Below are 23,629 nucleotides of genomic sequence, written 5' to 3'. Positions count from 1 at the left end.
TATACAGAGCGTAATCGGTTGCCTCCAGCACTTTCTCATAATTTTTCTTGCCAACCGGTCTGAGGTAGGTAATATCGATCAATTAAGTGCTTGTTTTAAAATTTGATCCAGGTCACATGTCACAATCTTCCGCATCAACAATTTTTACTGTTAGCCGTCTTAATCAGACGGTGCGACAACTGCTGGAAATGGAAATGGGCCAGATTTGGCTCACGGCCGAGATATCCAATTTCTCCCAACCGTCATCCGGTCACTGGTATTTCACCCTAAAAGACGCCCAAGCGCAGGTGCGTTGCGCGATGTTTCGCAACACTAACCGCCGTACTACGTTTCGCCCACAAAATGGTCAACAAGTGTTGGTTAGGGCATCGATTACCCTGTACGAGCCGCGTGGCGATTATCAGTTAATTGCGGAAAGCATGCAGCCTGCCGGTGACGGATTGCTGCAACAACAGTTTGATCAACTCAAGCAACAACTGGCGACAGAAGGGCTATTTGATCAGCATCATAAACAACCGTTGCCAAGTCCTGCCAGGCAAGTTGGCGTCATCACCTCTGCCAGTGGTGCGGCGCTGCATGATGTTCTACAGGTTTTGCAACGCCGTGACCCATCATTGCCAGTAATTATTTACCCAACAGCAGTGCAAGGCGTTGATGCTCCATTGCAGATAGTCCGTGCCATTCAGTTAGCTAACCTACGTGCCGAGTGCGATATATTAATCGTCGGGCGCGGCGGCGGGTCGCTGGAAGACCTGTGGAGTTTTAACGACGAACGGGTCGCCCGCGCTATTTTCAATAGCCACATCCCAATAGTCAGTGCAGTCGGCCATGAAACCGACATCACTATTGCTGATTTTGTTGCTGACTTGCGGGCGCCAACACCGTCTGCTGCCGCAGAATTAGTGAGCCGTAACCAGATTGAGCTGGTCAGGCAAATTCAAGGACAGCAGCAGCGGATGGAAATGGCGATGGATTATTATCTGGCACAGCGCGGCCAGCAATTCACCCGCCTTGAACACCGTTTACAGCAACAACACCCACATTTGCGACTGGCACGTCAGCAGACCCTGTTATTAAAGCTGCAACGCCGTCTGGAAGAGAGCGCGCAAAACCAAATCCGCTGGTTAAGCCGGCGCACCGAAAGGCTCCAGCAGCGCCTCGCGCAAGTGCAACCGCAAGGGCAAATTCACCGTTACAGCCAACAAGTACAGCAGCAGGAATACCGTTTGCGCCAGGCATTAGAGCGCCAGCTTAATGGTTACCGGCAGCGTTTTGGTATCGCCTGCTCGCAGTTAGAGGCCGTCAGCCCATTAGCAACCTTGGCCCGTGGCTACAGTGTCACGCAGACTCCGGCTGGGGTAGTGCTGAAAACCACTAAGCAGGTGCAGGCTGGTGATAAGCTGACCACCCGATTGCAGGACGGTTGGGTAGAAAGTGAAATCACCCAAATCAATGTGGCGAAGAAGGCTCGTCAACGGAAAGCGGCAAAAGAGTAACGCCGCCTGGCTCAATTGCTGCCAGTCAAATCGTCGGCAAGTAACTAAAGTGAACGCGGCTTTTCGAAATGAGTCCGTGACCGTGCTGGCAGAAATAATCAATCGCGCCACACGCCTTCAGTACCTGCAACGGTTTGACGCAATCAGGGCACTCTGCCTGTTGCTGATAGTTGCCATGGCAATTAGAGCAATGAAAGTGGCCACTTACTTCGGTCATCAGTTTTTGGCAAACCGGGCATAATGCATCCATCGACTTCTCCTTAAAAACTACATCACCCCGAGCGATCGTAGGAAGTAAATCCCCAGCGCGGTGGTAAAGAATGAACCGACCGTGGTGATGGCAATGATATTCGCCGCCAGGGTGGCATTGCCTCCCATGGCGCGGGTCATAACATAACTGCCAGCCGCCGTTGGGGTGGCAGAGAACAGAAATATAATCCCTAATGTCGCCCCACGAAAGCCCATCAACAAGCCACCAACGGTCATCAATATTGGCACCACAAATAATTTAGCTGTTGAAGATAACGCTGCCACATTGGAAGAACGGAACATCGCGTGCCAGTCGAGGCTCGCTCCGGTGCACAACAGAGCCAATGGTAATGCCAAAGCAGAGATATAACTCCCCGTCTGGACAATCACCTGAGGAAGAGGTAATTGCGTTTGTGCGTAGAGTAAACCGCACAGTAGCCCAATTATCAGCGGATTAGTCACAATACTGCGTAACAGTGCCAATTTACTGATTTTGCCGCCCTGCCCAGCTTGCAGACTGCGAGTCAGGGTGATCACCGACAGCATATTAAATAAAATCACTGTCACCGTCAGATACATCGAGCCGAGTGCCACCCCTTCGGCACCATATGCCGTCATGGCAAAAGCCAACCCCACGATAGCGGTATTGGCTCTGAACCCTCCCTGCACGAATACACCACGCTCTTTTGGGTCTTTTACCAACCACTTGGCGGCGACTTCCAACAGCAAGAAGGTCACCAACGTACCAATAGCGCCATAAACAACCAAGGGTAGGTTATCCAATAAGCTGACATGATTGGTCGCGACACTAAAAAACAGCAGACAAGGGAGGGCGAGATTGAAGACCAGCTTGGTGGCACCATCGCAGAAACGATCATCCATCAAGCCAAAGCGCCGTAACAGCACACCGAGTAACATCATCAGCAAGTTAGGCATCGTAACACTAAATGCAAAACTCCAGGTTTCCCAAGACATGACTGACTTTCAACTCCCTTTGTTTACGGTTAAGCGGCCAAAGCTGCGTTTTACTGACGGCGGTCGTTAAATGTGCAAAAAGCGCGGAATGCCCGCGCTTTGCTGTTACTACTTACCTTTTTTCAGGTGCGACATCAAACGTTTACGTTTACGCATCTGATTTGGTGTTAATGGATTGCGCTTACCCGCGAATGGGTTCTCGCCCTCTTTAAACTGGATGCGAATTGGCGTACCCATTACTTTTAGTGAACGACGGAAGTAATTCATTAGGTAGCGTTTATACGAATCCGACAGGTCAGTAACCTGGTTGCCGTGGATTACGACAATCGGCGGGTTGTAACCCCCAGCATGGGCATACTTCAATTTGACGCGACGGCCACGCACCAAAGGAGGCTGATGGTCTTCTTCGGCCATCTGCATAATGCGGGTCAGTAAGGAAGTGCCCACACGTTTGGTTGAGCAGTCATAGGCTTCTTGAATAGATTCAAACAGATTACCCACGCCACTGCCATGTAAGGCTGAGATAAAGTGAATCCGCGCAAAATCGACAAAACCAAGACGCAGATCCAGCATATCTTTAACCTGCGCACGCGCTTCTTCTGTCATGCCATCCCATTTGTTCACCGCAATAACAAGTGAGCGCCCACTATTGAGAATAAAGCCCAACAGCGACAGGTCCTGATCCGAAATACCATCACGAGCATCAATAACCAACAGTACAACATTGGAATCTTCGATTGCCTGCAAGGTTTTAATTACTGAGAATTTTTCCACCGTTTCGGTGATTTTGCCGCGTTTACGCACACCCGCAGTATCAATCAGGATATATTCACGCTCATCGCGGGTCATAGGAATATAAATGCTGTCACGCGTGGTGCCCGGCATATCATAAACCACCACCCGATCTTCACCGAGAATGCGGTTGGTTAGTGTGGACTTACCTACATTAGGACGCCCGACAATTGCCAGTTTGATTGGCAGAGTCCGTGGGTCAAAATCATCTTCTGCGTCATCTTCAGGAACAGCGTCGTCCTCAGCTTCCTGTGCGGCCCAATAAGCCGCATTCGCTTCTTCATCGGTCAATTCAACTTCAGACTCTACAGCATCCATATAAGGTGCCATAACATCTTCAATCAACTGAGTCACACCACGACCATGGGACGCCGCGATAGCATGAACTTCACCTAAGCCCAATGAATAGAAATCTGCTGTAGCAGTATCTGGATCAATACCATCAGTTTTGTTGGCAACCAGGAAAGTCGCTTTTTCACGACTGCGCAGATGCTGGGCAATCCCCTGATCCGCAGGCATCAAGCCTGCACGGGCATCAACCATAAACAGGACAATATCGGCCTCTTCAATCGCCAATAACGATTGACCTGCCATCTTGGTTTCTACGCCATCTTCTGTGCCATCAATACCTCCGGTATCGATAACAATAAACTCATGCCCCTCGACCTCGGCACGACCATATTTACGGTCACGCGTTAGCCCGGGAAAGTCCGCAACTAACGCATCACGGGTGTGCGTTAAACGGTTAAATAGAGTGGATTTACCCACATTCGGGCGCCCGACCAGCGCGATGACAGGTATCATTGTTGAAGCCTCATTACTTAATTTTCAAATCATTACAGCGCTGTACCAAACCTGCAACAGCGCAGTTTTTAGAAGACAAACGGCCCCTGAATCTCAGGAGCCGCTTAAAACCCTGCGTTTTGAACGTTGCTGCGATATTAGCGGCATTCACTAACCCGAATAACTGACGGTATCAGTTCATTAGGGTTCATTCGTTTGCTGCCTTGCTGCAACACCAATAACTTTGGGTATTGACCTATTATTGGCCTGTTAAACAGGCACTAAATCAGGATTAACGGGTGAACGCGTATACCGTGCCGCCTCTCGCCTGAACCAGCAACTTATCGCTGGCAACCACTGGCGCACTCAGGAAGCCGGAGCTGTCTACGCTCTGTTGAGCTACAAAACGGCCATCATCGGTATTCACCCAGTGCAGATAACCTTCGGCATCACCTACAACCAGATACCCATTATACATCACAGGAGCTGTCAAGTTACGATGTAATAAATCGCTTTGACTCCAAAGGGTTATACCGCCATCTGTTTTCAGCGCAACAATTCGGTCATTTTGATCGACCAGATAAATGCGACCCGCGTCGACAATGATGTCATTCACTGATCCCATTTCACGCTTCCACAGGATCTGGCCGGAACGCAGATCTAATGCAGTCAAGTTACCATTGTATGCCAAAGCATAAACCACACCATCAACAACCACAGGCGTGGTATCAACGTCGTTCAGGCGGTCAATTTCAGTGGTACCTGTCACTTGGGAAATACGCTGTTGCCAGATCAACTGGCCCTGTTCCATCATTACCGCACTGACGCGGCCATTGTCACCACCGACAATCGCTGCACCGAATGCGACTGCTGGTGCAGATTCACCGCGCAGAGACAGCGCTGGTGTATCGAGGTTTAATGTCCACTTAATCGCACCGTCTGATTCATTCAGTGCTTGCAGCATGCCATTTGATGTATGGATCAGTACCACCCCATCGCTGACAACCGGACGAGATAATGCTTCACCCGCCACCACGGTCTGCCATGCAACCTGACCATCATCGGAATTAAGCGCATAAACTACCGCTTTCTCGCTGCCGACATACACATGGGCACCTGATGCAGTGACGCCACCAGATAACATTGCAGAACGGTTGCTGGAAAGGAAGTTGGTTTTTTCAGACAAATCGGTTTGCCAGATTTGCTTACCGCTGTCGGCGTCCATGGCTTTCACCAAGCCTTTACGGTCGGCGGCAAAGACAGTCGTCCCCTGCCAGGCTGGGCGCAAATGGGAGTAATAATCACCGACACCACCACCTACTGAGGTACTCCACACTTTAGTTGGTGTGAATTGATTCTCAATTTTTGGCAGTGGTGACATGGTAACCACATCTTCTTCACTGTTAAACAGTGAACAACCGCTCAATAGGGCAACAGATACCAGTCCTACTAAGAGTGTTTTACGCAATTGCATGGGAATACCCCTTAGCTGGACAAATTATTCAATTTCATGCGCAGCAAAGCTTGCAGCGCCTGAGAAGCATTTGATTCGACGCCTTTGCTGTAAGCAGCTCGCGCACCTGCGGTATCACCTTTACTCAATAGCGCATCGCCACGGACATCCTGAGCCATCGCAGTCCAACCATCACCCTGCACCGCATCCAGCGTTTTCAATGCGTCGTCTGGTTTCTTCAATTGCAATTGCAGACGTGCAAGACGCAAATTAATCAGTGACAACAGATTTTCATCTTTGGTCTGACCCAGCGCCTGAGTGAGTTGTTGCGCCGCTTTATCAAACTCATTTAGCTCAACAAAGTGATGAGCCAGCTCTAACCCGGCCAGTACGCCGTAGTTATTGCTATTGCCCTGAACAAATTTTTCAGCAAGAGCAACACCATCAGCACTGTTAGCTGACAAAGCATCACTGGCTTGCTGATAGGCAGAGGAGGCTTCCGTCAAGACAGTGTTCTGATGACTCTGCCAGTAACGCCAACCCACTAATGCACCAATCCCGAGCACCACACCCACGGCCAGCGCTTTACCATTCTCACTAAAGAAACGGCGCACTGCATCAACCTGGTCATTTTCAGTGGTATAGACTTCCACGGTGTCTCTCTCCTTAACCCAACATCAAAGCCAGACGCGCAGCAACATCCGCTTGCGCCAGCGTTTCTTGTTCACCATTTCGCAAATCTTTTACGACCACTTGCTGTGCTGCTACTTCGCTTTCGCCAAGCATTAATGCAACACGGGCACCCCACTTATCAGCGCGGGTAAATTGCTTTTTGACATTACCACCGCCGTAATTGGTCATTAATTTCAGCGTTGGCATGGCATCACGCAGGTTCTCAGCAAGTAGCATTGCAGCACTTTGCGTATCCTGACCAGACGAAATGACATAAACATCTACTGTCGCTGGTACCTGGAAGTCAGCATTTACGGCCTGCACTAACAGAACCAAACGCTCAAGGCCCATGGCAAAACCAACCGCAGGCGTTGCACGCCCACCGAGTTGTTCAACCAAACCGTCGTAACGCCCACCGGCACACACAGTGCCCTGGGCGCCCAAGCTATTGGTGACCCACTCAAATACCGTACGGTTATAATAATCTAAACCACGAACTAAACGCTCATTGACGGTATATGGGATGCTGGCCTGGTCTAAAAGTTCACACAGACCTGCAAAATGTTGTTTTGACTCTTCATCCAGATATTCAGATAGCTTAGGCGCATCATTTAGCAGCAATTGAACATCGGGATTTTTGGAGTCCAGCACTCTCAGCGGATTACTGTACATCCGGCGCTTACAATCTTCGTCCAGTACCTCAACGTGTTGCTCGAGGAAAGTCACCAGCGCTTCACGGTAATCAGCACGCGCATCCAATGATCCAATGGAGTTCAGTTCAAGTTGCACATGCTCTGAGATACCTAAAGCACGCCACCACCGGGCAGTCAGCAAAATTAATTCGGCATCAATATCCGGCCCTTGCAGACCGAAAACTTCCGCACCCAACTGATGGAATTGACGATAGCGGCCTTTCTGTGGGCGCTCATAGCGGAACATCGGACCGATGTACCACAGACGCTGTTCCTGATTGTACAGCAGACCATGTTCAATACCTGCACGTACACACCCTGCGGTTCCCTCAGGACGCAGTGTCAGACTTTCGCCATTGCGATCATCAAAGGTATACATCTCTTTTTCAACCACGTCGGTGACTTCACCGATCGCGCGCTTGAATAACGGGGTCTGCTCTACAATCGGCATGCGAATTTCGCTATAACCGTAGCCTGCAAGTACTTGCTTCAAGATACTTTCAATGCGCTGCCATACTGCCGTATCGGCTGGCAGGTAGTCGTTCATACCACGGATGGCTTGAATGTTCTTTGCCACGTCTGTTCTCTGTAGTTTTATACCCTATTTACTTGAAGCAGCAGCGCCGTTCGCAGCCACTCTAATTACTTTGGGCATGGTGCAAAAAATAAAGCCGATTATAGAGGCTTGCCACCCATATATTCAATGATGACAACTTGTTACCCCTACAGGCGCAATGTAAAGCGGGCTAAAACCCGCTTTTGTGCTGACCGACAACCCATGACCAACGATGTTTATTCATCATCCAATTGATTGATAACAATCCGATTATTAGCATCAAGCATTGATGCTTTAGCCCGAATTTTGGCTTCCAACTGGTCAATCATATTTTTGTTATCAAAGCGTTCTTTTTGACGAACACCATCTTCGTAGAAACCGCTTTTGTTATGAGCACCGGTCACACCGATAGTCGACACTAAAGCCTCACCCGGGCCATTGACCACACAACCGATGATAGAGACATCCATAGGTGTAATCAGATCTTCTAACCGCTGTTCTAAAGCATTCACAGTACCGATAACGTCAAACTCTTGGCGCGAGCATGTTGGGCAAGCGATAAAGTTAATCCCACGGGCACGGATACGCAAAGATTTAAGAATATCGAAACCGACTTTGACTTCTTCAACCGGATCAGCCGCCAGCGAGATACGCAACGTATCGCCAATACCTTCAGACAGCAACAAACCTAATCCAATGGCAGATTTAACTGAACCACTGCGCGCACCACCCGCTTCGGTAATACCCAAATGCAAAGGTTGGTCGATTTTTTTGGCTAACAAACGATAGGAGTTTACCGCCAGGAAAACATCTGAGGCTTTAACACTGACTTTAAACTGATCAAAATTGAGGCGGTCAAGAATGTCGACATGCCGCATCGCGGATTCAAGCAGGGCTTCCGGCGTAGGTTCACCGTATTTCTCCTGAATATCTTTCTCCAGCGATCCACCATTGATACCGATACGGATAGGGATGTTGTAGTGGCGAGCGCTAGCAACCACGTCTCGGATACGGGCTTCGTTGCCAATATTACCGGGGTTAATACGCAAGCAATCAACACCGTACTCAGCCACTTTCAGGGCGATACGGTAGTCAAAATGAATATCGGCAACCAGCGGCACAATGACGTCTTTATGCTGCTTGATTAATTTAAACGCCTCAGCCGCTTCCATGGTGGGTACTGAGACTCGCACGATATCCACACCAACACGTTGCAATGCTACGATTTGGGCAACAGTCGCAGCAACATCCGTGGTTTTAGTATTGGTCATCGATTGCACTGCAATCGGCGCACCATCACCAATTGGCACTTTACCGACGTAAATCCGGGTAGATTTACGTCGGATAATTGGGGGTTCGTTATGCATTACACACTCTCCTTTACAGTCGTGTAGTTTATACAACAAAGCAGTTTTTCAAAACTACAGTGGCGGTTTAGCTGAACCACAACATAGTTTGTCAAAACCACAATATTACTCTACACCGACAGTCAGGCGGGCTACGCGATTAGCCTTAATAAACTTACTCAAATCAACCGGATTACCCTGATATGTGATTGTCAGCGCACCAGGTGCACCGATAGTCAGTTTATAAGGGGATTTCCCCGATAGGTTGAGGGTCGCGCCTCCTTTTTGGATACCGCTAAACAATGTTTTTCCACTCGCATCAACAACCTGTAACCAGCAATCAGCTTTGAAGTTCATTACCAATGAACCCACAGATGATGCCGCACCATTTACCCCAGCGTCTGCTGTAGGTAGTGGTGATTGCGCGGTAGAAGCATCAGGCACAACTGCCTGACTCGGGGAAACGACCACAGACTCCGCCGGAGTCGCTCCCTGATTAGTTGCTGTCTCGACACGGTTATTTACCGTATCCACAGGTGCTGTACTGTTTGTTACCGGTGCAGTACCACTTGCCGTAGGTGTAGAGGCAGGCTGACTATTCGCAATCGGAGCCTGGGTATCGGTCGGCGCGTTAGGATCGCTATTCTCATCAGACAGCGGCACAGATTGCCCGCCATTTTGCAACAGCTGGGCAGAGGATTGATCAGCCATAGTGGCTATCTCTGCTTGCTGCGCCTGATGATTTTGCCACCACCATGCTCCTGTCAACCCCAGCACAACCAACACAATAAGCCAGGTGAAACTCATCAACCAGCCATCACGTTTTTTATGCTTTTTCCCCAATGAAAAACTTTGCATTGGGGCCACTTTTGTTGCCCTGATTGGTGCTTGTTTTTCCAACATGGGTAACAGTTCATCTTCAGGGAGGTGAACCAATTTGGCGTAAGAACGAATGTAACCACGGTGGAATGTTGAGGCGAGATTAGCTTGCGCTTTATCCTCCTCAAGATCACGGATTGTGGATACCTTCAGACACAGACGTTCTGCAACCGTCTGCTGAGTTAGCCCTAGAGCTTCGCGGGCTTGACGCAGGCGCACACCTGTCGTCTCTGGAACTGTTTGATCTTGGGAGGCTTCAGTATTCATTAGCTAGAAAATGCTGGTACTGTTTGGATTGTGGAAAACTTCGCGCAAGCTGCTTGCCATAGCGTTGAACACTATCTTGACGGCCTGCTAGCGCGGCGAAACGAATTTGTAACCATAAACTTTCAGCACTGGCCGGAAGTGTATGTTGGTAAACATCCAGTAATAGTTGCGCCTGAGCGCGATTCCCTTCTCCAAAATGCCTTTGAGCTTCTGCAAGCAGCGGCTCACCTTTATCAGGATCATACTTCAATGCCCGACTCAACAGTATCCGAGCCTGGTCATTTTGATTGGCCCGTAAAAAGCAATATCCAGCGTTTTCCAGACTATCTGCCACCTGACCGTAATCGGGCAGCAGCGCTGCTGCGCTAAACTGTTGTTGGGCCGGTACATACTGCCCTAAACCACACAGAAACGCACCGTAATTATTCAGTACCGTGCCATTTCCAGGTGCCAGTTTCATCGCTTGCTGATAACGCTGCTCTGCGGCACTGTTTTCACCGATACGTTGTTCGTAAAACGCCATACCCAATTGAGCGCGATAATCCTGTGGATCAGCCTCTACAGCCTTCTCAAGATTCTGCCGCGCGGCATTAAGATCACCCTGCGCCAAATACTCTAAACCCAGTTGTAAACGCGTCTGCCCGGCGGCGGGTTGGCTAACCTTTTCCGGCGATGAACCGGAACAACCAGCCAATACGGTCACAATCAGGCAAACTCTCCACAGTCTTGTCAGCTTCATGCTTTCTCAATTGTCCTTATATGTGAAGATACCTGTCATACCTCAAGCGTCATGCACGTTCGCAATACTCACGACTTGAATTATTTAGGGTATAGCTTTTTCAGTATTGAGCATCTAACAAATTATAAGTTAAATAACAATTAGTTATATAGAACAAATCAATACTTTCAATCAGACTGTCTTAATAGCGATAGGTTCACCGGCCATTTTCTTTTTCAAGGTACGCTTGGTGCGGTCAATCACCTCACCCGCTAACTGCCCACATGCAGCATCTATATCGTCACCACGCGTTTTACGAACAATGGTGGTAAAACCATATTCCATCAATACCTTAGAAAAACGATCCACCCGGCTGTTTGAACTACGGCCATAAGGTGCGCCAGGGAACGGGTTCCATGGGATCAAGTTAATCTTACATGGTGTGTCTTTCAGACATTCCGCCAGTTGATGAGCTTGTTCCACGCTGTCATTGATGTGATCCAGCATAACGTATTCGACGGTAACCCGCCCACCATTGGCTTTGGATTTATCCAAATAACGCCGTACCGCAGCCAGGAAGGTTTCAATATTGTATTTACGATTGATTGGCACGATTTCATCGCGGATATCATCGGTCGGCGCGTGCAATGAGATAGCCAACGCCACATCAATCATATCACCCAGCTTGTCCAACGCCGGAACCACGCCGGAAGTAGACAAGGTCACACGGCGTTTAGATAAGCCGAAACCAAAGTCATCCATCATGATATCCATGGCCGGCACCACGTTATTCAGATTGAGCAAAGGTTCACCCATCCCCATCATCACCACATTGGTGATTGGGCGGATACCGGTGGCTTTTACTGCGCCGATAATTTTGGCCGCACGCCATACCTGACCGATGATTTCCGATACCCGCAGGTTACGGTTAAAGCCCTGTTGTGCCGTGGAGCAGAATTTACACTCCAGTGCGCAGCCTACCTGAGATGACACACACAGCGTTGCGCGGTCGCCTTCTGGGATATAGACGGTTTCAACTTGCTGATCACCCACTTTGATGGCCCATTTAATGGTGCCATCCGTTGATCGCTGCTCTTCAGTCACTTCCGGTGCACGGATTTCTGCTACCCGCTGCAATTTGGCGCGTAGCACTTTATTAATGTCGGTCATTTGCTCGAAATCATCAAAGCAATAGTGATATATCCACTTCATGACCTGATCTGCACGGAAAGGCTTCTCGCCCATTTCAGCAAAGAATTGGCGCATTTGCTGGCGATTTAAGTCGAGCAAATTAATTTTGCCAGTGACGGGCGCGGCAATGGCGGGCGCGTTGTCTGGCGTAGGGACAGCATCAATTGGTGCTGATGAAGTTAATAATTGTTCAGACATGAGTTGTCGTGGCCTCGTTGTTACACTTTACGGCGCTGCGTGTTAAACCGGATAGGCTTTCGAAACGGCGATAAATAAATAATAGAGCGCCCCGGGAGAGATGTCTCCACCGGGGCGCGGCATTGTACGAATTTTAGAGCATGGATTCCATGATTGGAAAGGCGTCCGGGCAACTTTATTGTTTCAGTTGATTAAATCCTGGCCATTTCTACACAGAATCAACTCATTAGCGACGAGAAATAATCTCATCCGCAGCGAAGAAATAGGCAATTTCACGCTGAGCTGATTCAACCGCATCAGAACCGTGTACTGCGTTAGCGGTAAAACTGTCGGCAAAGTCAGCACGCAGAGTGCCTGCTAGTGCGTTAGCTGGATTAGTTGCCCCCATGATATCACGGTGGCGCTGAACGGCATTCTCACCTTCCAGAACTTGTACCATAATTGGGCCAGAGGTCATAAATTCAACCAAACCATCGAAGAACGGGCGGCCTTTATGTTCTGCGTAAAAACCTTCTGCTTGTTCTTTGGTCAGGCGCAGCATTTTTGCAGCAATGATTTCGAAACCAGCACTTTCAAAACGCGCATAAATAGCACCAATGTCGTTATTGATAACAGCATTGGGTTTGATGATGGAGAAAGTACGTTCTAAAGCCATGATAACCTCTATTGAATTTCTAATATTGACCGGACGTGGAACCCGCCCCGCTAACTACCCTAAATAAGGATATAAACTTGGCTGGCGAACGGTTCCTTTACTACAAAATTATGCCGACCCCTGTACAGTGGCCGCCGATTATAAGTGCGCGATTAACGCTTGCATACGGGAATCACAACATTTCATTAAAAAATATTTATCTTAATTACTCATTTTTGCGTACAACTCACACTTTGTATAAAAAACCGTTTGCCATACTCGCAGTGCTTTGCAGGTAAAACGTTATTAATATCAAAGTTCATTGATAAATTGAAAGCCCACCTTCTTTTTCACAATGGCTGAAGGTTGGCTGATCACATCCGATACCAGTGCGCGTTTCCCTTTTTTGGCTAAATAGTCGGCTAATGCTCTGATAGCCGCTGTACCTGCGCCTCTGATAACGCCTTCAGCCGTTGGATATAGCACATAAGCTGGATGAGTCAGCGAGCCGGCGACACCAACATCAAACTCATTAATATCAACGGCCAGCGTGATGCTAATAACCTCTCCTGATAGACGAACGATCACATAGATATAATCATCACGAGGTGTTATTAGCCAACTCAGCACCACGTCACTCACCAAATTCGAGGCAGAAATAACCACATCCATCCCCTCATACGGATTGAGATTGCCAATATTTTCAATATTCGTTGCGCTTTTTAAGGTCTGCGCGGCCTCACTGTAGCGCCGTTGCCATTCTTCGATATCTGCGAGGACATGTTGCCTGGCAGCCAGCGTGCCTTCGGTTGCGCCGCTAATGATTTCAATATCAAAGTGCATTTCAGGCTGTTCTAGCCATTGATTGTGTTGCCGTCTTCTGGGGATGGTTTCGACAAACTCGAAATTTTGCAGTGCCAACTCATAGCGCCCTTGAGGTAGTAGCTGTGCTACTTGTGGTGTTTCGACATTAAAATCCAGATTATTGTGATGTAAATAAACAGCATAGCTAAGTTGTGAAAAATCAAATGCTGTCTTTAACAGGGCGATATTATCAATATTCTCCGCGATATAGGTTCGGACACTTTCAATAAACCGCGCATCGGTCGCTGTATCTAATGCCGCATAGCCGGTATCACCTGAGCTGATAATCCGCGCAATAACCCGACCAAAATTTTCAGCGTTCCAACTATCAAGACTGTCACCAAAGAGCAGTGTAAAATCAGTCAAAATATTCAATGTCCAATCAATGCAGGGGGGAATAAGCTGGCGGCGAAAGCGTAAATGAGGGAGCACTTCATCTTTCATTGAAACTTTACAGGCCCGTGCACTGGCCGGTACTGTCAATGATTTACCGTTCATATCAGAATTAATTTGAGTCAATATACCGACCGGCTCAGTTGACAACTCCGTCAAAAAAAACATCAGCAGACAACGCTTCATTCGTCATTAATTTAGGGAAGGGCTTCGAAGAACCGGATACTTGTAATATCTTATTGTTATCGCCATTGAAAAAATCATAAGCATTAGTGACAAACCGGTCTACCTGATTACACCGCCCTTGGATAACATAATTATAAATATTAAGCAGGGGAACTAACCAACAAGCGGTTTTTCCAACCAGACTTCGCCCTGCCCTACTTTTATTTTTTTCAGCCGTCAACACTATTTTATTTATAATTAATGGTTGAGTTTCATTTGCGTTATTAATAAAAAACTTAACACTCGTTTTATCCGCATCAAACAAATAGGTGATCAGTGGATAGTAATAGACTACCTGTTCACCAATAGACTCCATAAATTGAACTTCGAAATAGCCACCATTAAATGTCGATAACATTGACAATGTATCGCTTTCATTGCTCAATTTGAATATAGAACTATTATTTCTGCTTTCATGAATAAAAAAAACCTCACGATCTCTTATTTTAAATATACCACCGCCGATTATTTCTATAGAATAATCACCTTGATCATTCAAATCAAAACTGACCAAAGCTTGTTTTGGACCTATTCGTTCATCACCCCAATATCGACCAAAGGTGTATTGTATCGGGATAATAACTCTATCTTTTACAGCACAATATTGATCGCAAATAAAATATTCTTGCTGAGAAACATGAATACTGCTAATTCCATTATCCATGCCTATTTTTTTTAAGTCAAAAGTTAAGTAATCATCAGTCAGAGTAAAATAATCACCACTATAGTTATCATTTTTATAAACTGTTACTTGGGTATTTTGTGGTAGTTTTATCGAACTAATTTGATCATTAAGTGGGTTTAAAATATGTGATTGCTTCCTACGGCGATCAGTATTATTAAACAGATCAACGTACTCGTTACCAGAGAGGCAAATTGATTCACCTAAAAAGTTATCTTGCTCATAAAAACAGGCAGCGCTTCGAACTCTAAAGGAGCTAATCTCATTATTTAAATCAGCCCAACTGCGAGAGGAAAATAAATCAACATCATCTCTAAATGTCAATAATTTTCCTGAGAAATCATTATTTTCATAAACCGTGACAATCATACCTGAGGGAACAAAAATAGATGATATTTTGTCATTCCATTCATCCTTAAGATCACTTACTTCTTGCCCCTGCCCCGCGCAAATTGATTTTCCCGTATAGTTATTATTAGCAAAGAAACACACTTTTCCCTGTTGAGCAGAAACGTTTTCAGTTAATATTAGCGTGAAAAATATCATTAAGTAATTATGGTTCATCTAATAATCCCCAGCAATAAGTAGCAGTGCTAAAAACCATGATGTAATTACTTTATCTGGCTAATAAAAGCATTGATATCATTTTATTTATCACAGGGATGTTATTTTAATGATAAATACAAAAATTAATTAGCCATTGTTATTAATTAATTTTATCAGTATGACTATTCCATACGGAACATTATATTACCCACCTGGCCACTTTCATCCAATACATTAAGCTGATAGCCGCCCGGCACAGATAAGCTTTGTACCCATGACTGATTATTCTCGGTTACCGCCACCTGCTCCCCATTGAGGAACCACCAATGTTGACCTCTCCCGCCTTGCGCCACCAGGCGCAGATCAAGGCTATTATGACCAGGTAAGCGCTTAACTACAGCACCATCACGTATACCTAAAATCAGCAATGGTGCAGCACTGCCTTCCCCTTGCGGTGGACATTGCTGGCTTGCTGCGGGTAACCGTTGATTACGCCGTTCAGCCAGTGGCAACCATGGTTCCAGTGGCAGTGGCCACAAGGCCACTTGCGTTGGCTTGGCTCCTAAGCAATCCGCGGCAACCCGCTCGCCTTGCTGATTTAGCCAGATACTGAGTTGACTACCCTGCATATTTTCCTGGCCGGGTGCGGTCAGTGTGGGCGGTACCGTGCCATCGAGCACCCAGCTTTGACGCCGCTGTCGACAGTTGCTATCACCAACCGCTAGCGGTTGCCCACCCGGCCAACAAATCTCTTCCCGACTGACTGACGATGGCCTTGGATCTGACGGTAACCTGCGAATGCTTTGCTGTAACCCTGCCATCAACAGGTTATTGACCTGATTAAGTATCGGTATCGCAGTAGCATAACCAAACTGCCCGGCAACCGGAGTGCCATCTGGACGCCCCACCCACACGCCTATTGTATAACGCGCATTGATGCCAATAGCCCAAGCATCACGATAGCCGTAGCTGGTACCGGTTTTCCATGCCAGTGGCACGGTAGCTGGCAAAATGTCATCCGGTAATGGTCTGGCTTCACCGGCCATAATGCGCCGGGTAATCCATGCCGCTCCCGGTGAGAATAGTCGCCGTTCTTGTATTTGTTGCTGCGGTTCAAAACGCAATGTTGCTGCCATTCCGCCACGGGCGAAAGCGCTATACGCGGCAACCAATTGATCCAACCGTGAACCGGTTCCGCCTAAAATGACCGCCAGACTGGGTTCACTGTGAGAGGGGAAACGTAAGTTCAGACCACCATTGCGTAAATTGGCGGTAAAACGTTTTGGGCCGTAGGCTTCCAGTAATTGAACCGCCGGTAAATTCAGCGAACGCACCAGAGCTTCACTAGCACTGACCGGCCCATGGAATCCGGTATCAAAATTGCCAGGCCGGTAATCACCAAAGCGACGTGGCACGTCCTGAAGCAGAGATTCAGCATGGATCAGGCCGTCATCCAGTGCCATGGCATACAGGAAAGGTTTGAGTGTCGACCCCGGTGAGCGCCATGCACTGACCATATCCACATGACCAAAGCGGCTGTTGTCCTGAAAATCCACCGACCCAAGATAAGCACGCACCTTCATCGTGGTATGGTCAACCACCAGCAAGCCTAGCGAGGTTTTCTCAGGTAATTGATGACGCCAACTCGCCGCCATATCTTCCAATTGGCGCTGTAATCCGGTATCAAGTGTGGTGTGGATCACTTCGCGCTGATTACCACTGGTTAAACGGCGAGCCAGTAAAGGAGCCAATTGTGGCATCTGACGCGGTGCCAGCCAGACCTCTTCTTGTTTAATATCAGCCACATCCTTTGCTGTCCAAACCTGATAATCCGCCAGTCGGGTTAACACTTTGTCTCGAGCAGCCTTTGCCCGTAGAGGATAGCGATCGGGACGTAGCCGACTAGGGGCTTGCGGTAATGCTGCCAGCAATGCGGCTTCTGCCGCGGTTAATTGAGAGGGCGGCTTAGCTAAATAGGTCCAACTGGCAGCGCCAATCCCTTGTAGGGTGCCACCAAATGGAGCGCGATTAAGGTAGATTTCGAGAATTTGAACTTTGGAAAAATGCCATTCCAACTGAAAAGTACGCCAGACTTGACGCAATTTGCCAGCTAACGTGCGCGGATGTGGGTCGATCAAGCGGGCAACCTGCATAGATAGCGTGCTGCCACCTGAAAGTATCTTACCAGCGCGCAGATCCTGCCAGGCGGCACGCGCTAGCGCCAATGGGTTTACCCCGGGATGAGAGTAAAACCAGCGGTCTTCAAAAGTGAGCAGTGCTTGTAGATAATACGGCGAAACCTGACTCAACGTCACCGGATAACGCCATACGCCGTCAGCATCGGCAAAACGCCATAACGGTGTACCATCTTCACCAACCACTACCCGCGCGACCTGGACCTCGGCCAGAGGCAATGGCCAAAGTCTATCTGCCAGCCAAAGAGTGGCCGGAAACAACACCAAGATAAGCACCAACGCCCAGCCCATACGCCGATAGCGGGAATAGATATTTTTGCGCATGAATCGTATTACTTCCCCCGACAACTGTTTCGTCGCTCAGGGGAAGTGAGTATTCACTTAACGATTTCAAGCTGCGCTGGAGTACTCCCTAGCGCACGCCAATCGGGTACATACATCGATTCTACTTGTGGCGCAGGTACCTGGTAGAGGCCTGGCGTGACCGCCCGCGCCAGATAGAGCAACGTGGTGTGACGGTAACCATCGACATTGACGGCAGCGACATAACGGTCATCACGAAACTCCTGATGTTTGATATCCGATTGCTGCATATCCTGTAATAGCTCAGTCACGCTGCTGGCACTCTCTCCCAAACTGGCGCTGCTATCGCCCAGATTCTGGTTTTCCAGTTCCAGACCAGCAGGCAGCAAATCAACCACCAGCGCATCCGGTACCCGCCTATCGGCCCAAACATCCAGATGCACCAAGACTAACTCACCACTTTTCAGTTGTGATAACTGCAACGGATTGCCATCTAGCCCAATGTAACTCCGGGTGATATGCAAATTATTACTGAATCGTGCCGGGGTTTGCTGCGGATATCCCACCACTGCAACGCGGCTATACAATGGTGTATCACCCCGATTTTGCAGTTGCATCCCCGCAGCCAGTTGTGATGCCGACCAGTTTTGGTTTAACGCGGTACTTTGGGTCAGCGTCACGCTATCCGCAATTGGCTCAGCTTGTGGCCCGATAGCAACCTGCCACGGCGTTTCAGCGCCATTCATCAAGGTGCGCCCCGCAAGGAATATAGCATTGCTCTCCTGCGTTGACAGGTAGTTGCGGCTGGTCAAGGCATCAGACAGGGCCAACAGACGACTATCACGTGCTTGCGGCAGTAGATTGTTGTCGGTTAACAGTGCCAGAATAAGGGCATCATCGCGTATCGGGCTACCGTAATCCTCCAGCCAGTAATCCTTATCACTGCGTATGGTATTTAGCCCCTGAGTGATGGCTTCTTTGGCACGCGGCATGTCGCCCATCAATTTCAATGCCACACCCAACTGCACCAGTGGTAAGCCAGAACGCGCTTCACTGTTGCGGCTATATAACTGCCGTAATGCGCCGAGCGAAGCCTGCTGCTGCTGCGCCAATACCAGCCCCGCATAGGCTTGCACCGCAAAGCGGGTATGCTTGGTTTGCTCGCTGTAGCGAATTTCAACCTGATTAGGATCCTGTAAATAACGCTGTAATCGGGTATTCGCCGCCGTCAGTGCCGCCGCAGGCACGCTGTAGCCTTGTTGGCTGGCACGATACAGGAAGTCAGTGGCATAGGCGGTGAGCCAGAACTCTTCCGGGCTGTCGTTGCTCCACAAACCAAAGCCGCCGTTGTAGCGCTGCATACTGAGCAAATGCTCAATCCCGACATCAATCGTCTGTCGCCGTTTTTCATCGCTATCGGCCTTAATACCCAGCGCAGTCAACTGTGCATGGTTGCTGTACAGTGAGGGATACAGTCCACTGACTGTCTGCTCCAGACAGCCATAAGGATAGGCGTATAACTCGCTGATATAACGAGCCAAGTTGAGAGGTGGGCGGCTGGTTATCAGCAGTTGACCTTGCAATGTTTCAGCACTCAATCCCGCCGTAGCCTGCTCAGGCAGGCTCCAGCTTTCACCACTGCGCAGCACATTAGTGAAATGGCGCGTTTGGGCCGGATAGGCTGGCCGCACGCCAATTTTCCAATGATGCTGGTAATCTGGCAGTTCTTCATTTGGCAGTACCATGCCACTGATCGTCAGACCAAGATCACCCTGCCCAAACCCGTTCAGCGCCCGAACCGGGATCAGTACCGTTTTACGCTCACCGTTCGCCAGCGTAACGGACTGAGTTTGCGCGCCATTTAGCGCCAGTAAATCACTGGCGGCCAATTTCAGCGCTAAGGTTTGTGCCTGACCAGATAAATTACTTAAGTCCAGAGCCAGTTGGGTACTGTCGCCACCGGCCAGAAAACGTGGCGCTGCCAGTTGAGCAATCAATGGTGCTGCCACCACCACTTTCGACTCTGCTTTGCCAAAATCTTCATCACTCCAGGCTTGGGCCATTAAACGTAACTCACCGTTAAAATCTGGAATCGCCAGCTCAACGGTACCCTCACCCTGCGCGTTTAATGTCACCGGTTGGGCTTGCTGCGCTACAATAGTCACTTCGGTAATGGGTTTCTTGCCCCCACGGGACAGCGCATCTTCCTCATCACCATCACCACCAAAACGTAAGCTGGCTAAACGCCCTTGCCCTTCTATCAATTGCCCATAGACATCATAGCGATCGGCGCTGTAGCGCTTACGGCCAAAAAAGGCATCGTAAGGATCTGGCGTGGCGTAATCCGTAATATTCAAGATCCCGCTGTCAACGGCTGACAGTAAAACTTGCACTTTCTCCGGCAACGGCGCGCCACTGCGGCTGGCCTTCACTTTTACCGTTAAAGTTTGATTGGGCCGGATACGCTCGGGGGCATCCAATTGCAATGCCAACTTGCGGGTTTCATCCACCAACGGCAGATGCAATAAACCAATCGCTCGTTTTGGCGTCGCCTGTTGTGATTTATCACCGGGGCGAATCACTGTGGCACTGAGATACAGGTCATGCCGATTCCACTCTTTGTTAATCGGCACTTCGACCTCTGCACCACCCGCAGGAATAGTCACTTCCTGCCACCACAGCGGGCCGTCGCTGGATTCCACCAGCAGATAGCCATTACCCGCCGCTGGCGCTTCAATATGTAACTTCACTTTTTCGCCTGGGCGGTAAGCGGGTTTATCCAATGTTAATTTGACCTGATCAGGACGCACCGCACCACTGCCAGCGGTATTATCCTGCCAACTGTAACCGGCCCAGAAACGAGAACTGCTGATCAATTCATTATCTGGGTTACTCACCTCAATGCGGTATGCGCCCCACTCCACCGGGAAACTGACTTTAGCGCTCCCGTTGGCGGCGATATTCACGCTTTGCTCTGCCAGAGTCAGATCTTTTTTATCAAATAACGACTGCCAGCCATCACTTTCTGACCACTGCCAGTAGTAATCACGCCGCTCACGTACCAACTTCACTTTAATACCATTGGCGGCCAGTTTTTCGCCGCTGGCATTTGCATAGATAATTTCAAAATCAGCCTGCGTATCCTGATCCACCATCGCCTGTGATTTATAGCTGTCACTGCGGTAATCATAAACCTGCTGTTTATTGAACAGCGGGCGAATCCCCACCAACGCCTCAGCAGGCCACACTGCTTGCTCCGCACGGCGAGTGACTGGCCGGCCCCCCGACTCCAACAAGCTGGCCTGTAATATCAATTTCAGCGGCGATTGGGCATGCTGCCAACTGTTATCCACCGCAATATCTGTCTGCCCCTCGTTATCTAAGGTGGTATCAAACTCATCTAAGGTGCGGGAGAGGTTCTCTTCGATAATCGAACCAAATTCAAAACCGGGCAGTGTGGCAACAGCTTCACGAAGTGGGCGCAGGAATAATTGGCCTTGCAGACGGTTGCCCGAGGCCGGGGCACCGTATAAGTAACGGCCAGTGACGGCAAAGTTAGCCTCACTGTCAGTGGCGATCGGTTCTTTACTGGTGGCAATATCGAGCGCCATACGCTCTGGCAGAAAATCCTCTACCTTGAATTTGTACAATCGTGGCTGGTTATCACCCACATTCAAGCGTAGTGACCACTCGCCAGTTGGGCCACCTTCAGGTATGGCATATTGGTATTGATACAGGCCATCCTGTGGTTGCCAGGTAAAGCTGCGCACCACTTGATTATCCGGTTTGAGGATATCGACTTTAACTGGTTGGGTTGTTAGGGGTTTACCGTCAGCATCGCGCAGTAACCCATTAACAATTAAGGTTTCACCTGGCCGATACAGGTCACGGGGGCCAAAGACAAAGAACTGCTTCTGGAAACCCTCTGGACCGGCAATATCAAACTCGGCCAGATCTAAAGCGGGCGCATTAAGGTCGATCAGACTGGTCTGCCCATTTTGCGCGGCGAGTAGCAGTTTGGCGTTAGCGTTTTTTTCCAACTGCGCATGGCCCTTGCCGTCGGTTTCGGCCTGAGTCAACACCTGGCCTTTATCATCCAACAGTTGCAGTGACACGCCTTTCAATGCCGCACCACCGGCTAATGCCTGAGTGAACACATCCATCTGGTTATGGTAGCTATGTAGCGAAACACCGATATCACTCAGGGTAAATAGGGTAGCAGCATTGGTATAGCTGTAGTGACCGGCTTGCTGCATGACAGCCAGATAGACGCCAGATTCTTGTAACGGCTTGATATCGGCTAAGGGCAGCAACAGCTTTTCACGGGTATTAACCGCAGGATTGAGATCAAAACGGCCGGTATAGACTAAATCAGCCATTTTCAGCAGTTCGTCCGATTCCCAGTTAGAGAGCGCACTGCGGTTCTGCCAGTTAGCGAGGAAGTTAGCCAGGCTGCTTTGCTTAATGCGAAAGAAGTTAACATCGACGCTATCAACATTGAGCGCCATCACCGGCAAGCCCTGCGCCAGTTTGCCCGGCAGCAAAGAGCCTTTGCTGGCAAAGCCGACACTCGGTTTAATATCACGCGTGGTGATTTGTTGCTGTTGTTGTGCACCCAGTTGCGCGCCACCTACCCCTTGCAGCGTGCTGTCGACAGTCAACAGCAATTTACGCTCCGGTTTGAGATGGCGTAAACGCAGCTCCATTAGATTATCGGATAGCTCCCAGGCACCGTCGATGTTGCCACTGACAGTATCAACCAAATGCACCTGCGCGGCGAAGTCCTGATTTGGATTCAGTGGTTGCGAGAAGGTCAGTACCATGGCACTGGCCCCGTCAAGTTGCAGCTCAGAGGCATCCAGCAAGGTGAGCGGCTGACCAGCATGGCGTTTTGCCAGCTCCGCCAGTACCACCGTATCTGTGGGTTTACTCGCCGGTGTTTTTGCCGCCGAGGTACTGGCTTGAGCCGCAGGCGGTGTGACCACGCCCTTATTATTGCTGTCATCACAAGCGGCTAATAACAACGCCGCAGCGAGCAATATAGCCGCCCGCCCCCCCTTAATTCCTGACATTAACCGACGCAAACCATTGTGATTCATATCTTGCTCCCTGGCTGATAGCAAGATTATAGCATTGGTATGAAAGGGAATATAGGGAGGGAAGAGTCAAGTGATTATCTTCATAAAAAAATGCGCATTGGCTCGCATTTATATCGCCCTTTCTAAACAACGCACACCAAAAACCTATTTAATATTTTTTTAATAAAAATTAAATTATTCAATCCGCCAATGAAAGACAAGGCAGAACATAAAATAAAAACCAATAAAATCAACATAAAAACAAGGAAATCCTCACAAAAAAATAAAATTAAAAATCAAATTAATATAAACCACCCGAATTAATATTTTAATAAATAGGAATGGGTAGCTTACTTCTTTATATTTCATCCAACATTTTGTCGTCATTACCCCTCTTGAGTATTTCGTCTTTTAAATTCATCTGTAAATAGGAATGTATAAA

Annotated in this window: 15 protein-coding genes and 1 pseudogene; 2 read left to right on the top strand and 14 right to left on the bottom strand. The window is 48.7% G+C overall.

Going from position 1 to position 23,629, the window contains the following annotated elements:
- Positions 1 to 116 precede the first annotated feature (116 nt).
- Positions 117 to 1,496 carry an exodeoxyribonuclease VII large subunit gene (locus A6J66_022685; protein ID PNM26708.1) on the top strand — a complete coding sequence of 460 codons (1,380 nt, stop codon included), beginning with the start codon at positions 117 to 119 and terminating at the stop codon, positions 1,494 to 1,496.
- Positions 1,497 to 1,521: 25 nt separating this feature from the next.
- Here A6J66_022685 and A6J66_022680 read toward each other — a convergent pair whose 3' ends face one another.
- The 10 genes from A6J66_022680 to A6J66_022635 all read right to left on the bottom strand — a co-directional run bounded on the left by A6J66_022680 (position 1,522) and on the right by A6J66_022635 (position 12,267).
- Complete coding sequence (locus A6J66_022680; protein PNM26707.1) at positions 1,522 to 1,746, bottom strand: primosomal protein N' (replication factor Y) - superfamily II helicase; 225 nt, start codon at positions 1,744 to 1,746, stop codon at positions 1,522 to 1,524.
- Between the two features lie 17 nt (positions 1,747 to 1,763).
- Entirely contained in the window at positions 1,764 to 2,720 is a 957-nt protein-coding gene (locus A6J66_022675; protein ID PNM26706.1) for an AEC family transporter, read from the bottom strand.
- A 108-nt stretch (positions 2,721 to 2,828) separates the two neighbouring features.
- Positions 2,829 to 4,316 carry a ribosome biogenesis GTPase Der gene (der, locus tag A6J66_022670; GenBank protein PNM26705.1) on the bottom strand — a complete coding sequence of 496 codons (1,488 nt, stop codon included), beginning with the start codon at positions 4,314 to 4,316 and terminating at the stop codon, positions 2,829 to 2,831.
- Between the two features lie 271 nt (positions 4,317 to 4,587).
- Positions 4,588 to 5,769: an outer membrane protein assembly factor BamB gene (locus A6J66_022665; GenBank protein ID PNM26704.1), complete on the bottom strand. Its 1,182-nt coding sequence runs from the start codon at positions 5,767 to 5,769 to the stop codon at positions 4,588 to 4,590.
- A gap of 11 nt (positions 5,770 to 5,780) precedes the next feature.
- Positions 5,781 to 6,401 carry a hypothetical protein gene (locus A6J66_022660; protein ID PNM26703.1) on the bottom strand — a complete coding sequence of 207 codons (621 nt, stop codon included), beginning with the start codon at positions 6,399 to 6,401 and terminating at the stop codon, positions 5,781 to 5,783.
- 13 nt (positions 6,402 to 6,414) lie between these two features.
- The gene (locus A6J66_022655; GenBank protein ID PNM26702.1) at positions 6,415 to 7,689 is read right to left on the bottom strand and encodes a histidine--tRNA ligase; all 1,275 of its coding nucleotides are present in this window, start codon (positions 7,687 to 7,689) and stop codon (positions 6,415 to 6,417) included.
- A 215-nt stretch (positions 7,690 to 7,904) separates the two neighbouring features.
- Positions 7,905 to 9,035: a flavodoxin-dependent (E)-4-hydroxy-3-methylbut-2-enyl-diphosphate synthase gene (locus A6J66_022650; protein PNM26701.1), complete on the bottom strand. Its 1,131-nt coding sequence runs from the start codon at positions 9,033 to 9,035 to the stop codon at positions 7,905 to 7,907.
- Between the two features lie 105 nt (positions 9,036 to 9,140).
- Positions 9,141 to 10,160, bottom strand: coding sequence for a cytoskeleton protein RodZ (locus A6J66_022645; GenBank protein PNM26700.1), 1,020 nt, complete (start codon positions 10,158 to 10,160; stop codon positions 9,141 to 9,143).
- Positions 10,150 to 10,899 (bottom strand): type IV pilus biogenesis/stability protein PilW, encoded by a 750-nt coding sequence (locus tag A6J66_022640; GenBank protein ID PNM26699.1) that lies wholly within the window; start codon positions 10,897 to 10,899, stop codon positions 10,150 to 10,152. The genes A6J66_022645 and A6J66_022640 overlap by 11 nt, the downstream gene beginning before the upstream one ends.
- A gap of 171 nt (positions 10,900 to 11,070) precedes the next feature.
- Positions 11,071 to 12,267 (bottom strand): bifunctional tRNA (adenosine(37)-C2)-methyltransferase TrmG/ribosomal RNA large subunit methyltransferase RlmN, encoded by a 1,197-nt coding sequence (locus tag A6J66_022635; GenBank protein ID PNM26698.1) that lies wholly within the window; start codon positions 12,265 to 12,267, stop codon positions 11,071 to 11,073.
- Positions 12,268 to 12,367: 100 nt separating this feature from the next.
- Between A6J66_022635 and A6J66_022630 the strand changes: the two genes are divergently transcribed.
- On the top strand, positions 12,368 to 12,553 hold the full coding sequence (locus A6J66_022630; protein ID PNM26697.1) for a hypothetical protein: 186 nt from the start codon (positions 12,368 to 12,370) through the stop codon (positions 12,551 to 12,553).
- On the opposite strand, the gene A6J66_022625 is transcribed toward A6J66_022630, so the two are convergent.
- From A6J66_022625 to A6J66_022610, 4 genes and pseudogenes are all read right to left on the bottom strand, one after another.
- A complete protein-coding gene (locus A6J66_022625) occupies positions 12,494 to 12,922 on the bottom strand; it encodes a nucleoside-diphosphate kinase (GenBank protein ID PNM26696.1) in 429 nt (142 codons plus the stop codon). The two genes, A6J66_022630 and A6J66_022625, sit on opposite strands and share 60 nt — an antisense overlap.
- Before the next feature lie 291 nt (positions 12,923 to 13,213).
- Positions 13,214 to 15,629: pseudogene (locus A6J66_022620) on the bottom strand (exotoxin).
- 164 nt (positions 15,630 to 15,793) lie between these two features.
- The gene (locus tag A6J66_022615; GenBank protein ID PNM26695.1) at positions 15,794 to 18,130 is read right to left on the bottom strand and encodes a penicillin-binding protein 1C; all 2,337 of its coding nucleotides are present in this window, start codon (positions 18,128 to 18,130) and stop codon (positions 15,794 to 15,796) included.
- A 53-nt stretch (positions 18,131 to 18,183) separates the two neighbouring features.
- Positions 18,184 to 23,208 carry an alpha-2-macroglobulin family protein gene (locus A6J66_022610; GenBank protein PNM26694.1) on the bottom strand — a complete coding sequence of 1,675 codons (5,025 nt, stop codon included), beginning with the start codon at positions 23,206 to 23,208 and terminating at the stop codon, positions 18,184 to 18,186.
- Between the last annotated feature and the right edge of the window lie 421 nt (positions 23,209 to 23,629).

This window comes from Yersinia enterocolitica (assembly GCA_002082245.2).
In the GTDB taxonomy this organism is placed as follows: Bacteria; Pseudomonadota; Gammaproteobacteria; order Enterobacterales; family Enterobacteriaceae; genus Yersinia; species Yersinia enterocolitica_E.
Note: the sequence above shows the minus strand (reverse complement) of the source record. Positions and strands in the feature narration are given on the sequence as shown.

Excerpts from the sequence above, each read along its gene's own strand:
- A6J66_022685 (PNM26708.1), top strand. The coding sequence starts at position 117 with ATGTCACAATCTTCCGCATCAACAATTTTTACTGTTAGCCGTCTTAAT.
- A6J66_022680 (PNM26707.1), bottom strand. The coding sequence starts at position 1,746 with ATGGATGCATTATGCCCGGTTTGCCAAAAACTGATGACCGAAGTAAGT.
- A6J66_022675 (PNM26706.1), bottom strand. The coding sequence starts at position 2,720 with ATGTCTTGGGAAACCTGGAGTTTTGCATTTAGTGTTACGATGCCTAAC.
- der (PNM26705.1), bottom strand. The coding sequence starts at position 4,316 with ATGATACCTGTCATCGCGCTGGTCGGGCGCCCGAATGTGGGTAAATCC.
- A6J66_022665 (PNM26704.1), bottom strand. The coding sequence starts at position 5,769 with ATGCAATTGCGTAAAACACTCTTAGTAGGACTGGTATCTGTTGCCCTA.
- A6J66_022650 (PNM26701.1), bottom strand. The coding sequence starts at position 9,035 with ATGCATAACGAACCCCCAATTATCCGACGTAAATCTACCCGGATTTAC.
- A6J66_022645 (PNM26700.1), bottom strand. The coding sequence starts at position 10,160 with ATGAATACTGAAGCCTCCCAAGATCAAACAGTTCCAGAGACGACAGGT.
- A6J66_022640 (PNM26699.1), bottom strand. The coding sequence starts at position 10,899 with ATGAAGCTGACAAGACTGTGGAGAGTTTGCCTGATTGTGACCGTATTG.
- A6J66_022635 (PNM26698.1), bottom strand. The coding sequence starts at position 12,267 with ATGTCTGAACAATTATTAACTTCATCAGCACCAATTGATGCTGTCCCT.
- A6J66_022630 (PNM26697.1), top strand. The coding sequence starts at position 12,368 with ATGTCTCCACCGGGGCGCGGCATTGTACGAATTTTAGAGCATGGATTC.
- A6J66_022625 (PNM26696.1), bottom strand. The coding sequence starts at position 12,922 with ATGGCTTTAGAACGTACTTTCTCCATCATCAAACCCAATGCTGTTATC.
- A6J66_022615 (PNM26695.1), bottom strand. The coding sequence starts at position 18,130 with ATGCGCAAAAATATCTATTCCCGCTATCGGCGTATGGGCTGGGCGTTG.
- A6J66_022610 (PNM26694.1), bottom strand. The coding sequence starts at position 23,208 with ATGAATCACAATGGTTTGCGTCGGTTAATGTCAGGAATTAAGGGGGGG.